The organism is Streptomyces montanus (assembly GCF_005786655.1).
Taxonomy (GTDB): domain Bacteria; phylum Actinomycetota; class Actinomycetes; order Streptomycetales; family Streptomycetaceae; genus Streptomyces; species Streptomyces sporangiiformans.
Genome location: NZ_VBZC01000163.1, coordinates 1 through 660, shown reverse-complemented (window position 1 = coordinate 660; position 660 = coordinate 1). Strand labels below are relative to the sequence as shown.

Sequence of the window (660 nt, the reverse complement as noted above, 5' to 3'; positions counted from 1 at the left end):
CTCGCACGCCAGTGTGGGTGGAGTCGTCGTTGAAATACCAGTCTGGTCGTGCTGGATGTCTAACCTGGGTCCGTGATCCGGATCAGGGACAGTGTCTGATGGGTAGTTTAACTGGGGCGGTTGCCTCCTAAAGAGTAACGGAGGCGCCCAAAGGTTCCCTCAGCCTGGTTGGCAATCAGGTGGTGAGTGTAAGTGCACAAGGGAGCTTGACTGTGAGACCGACGGGTCGAGCAGGGACGAAAGTCGGGACTAGTGATCCGGCGGTGGCTTGTGGAAGCGCCGTCGCTCAACGGATAAAAGGTACCCCGGGGATAACAGGCTGATCTTCCCCAAGAGTCCATATCGACGGGATGGTTTGGCACCTCGATGTCGGCTCGTCGCATCCTGGGGCTGGAGTCGGTCCCAAGGGTTGGGCTGTTCGCCCATTAAAGCGGTACGCGAGCTGGGTTTAGAACGTCGTGAGACAGTTCGGTCCCTATCCGCTGTGCGCGTAGGAGTCTTGAGAAGGGCTGTCCCTAGTACGAGAGGACCGGGACGGACGAACCTCTGGTGTGCCAGTTGTCCTGCCAAGGGCATGGCTGGTTGGCTACGTTCGGGAGGGATAACCGCTGAAAGCATCTAAGCGGGAAGCCTGCTTCGAGATGAGGACTCCCACCCCCT

General features: G+C 58.8%; 1 rRNA gene. It reads left to right on the top strand.

Features of this window, described 5'->3' with window-relative positions:
• Positions 1 to 660: ribosomal RNA gene (locus tag FE633_RS46930) — 23S ribosomal RNA — on the top strand; the annotation flags it as partial.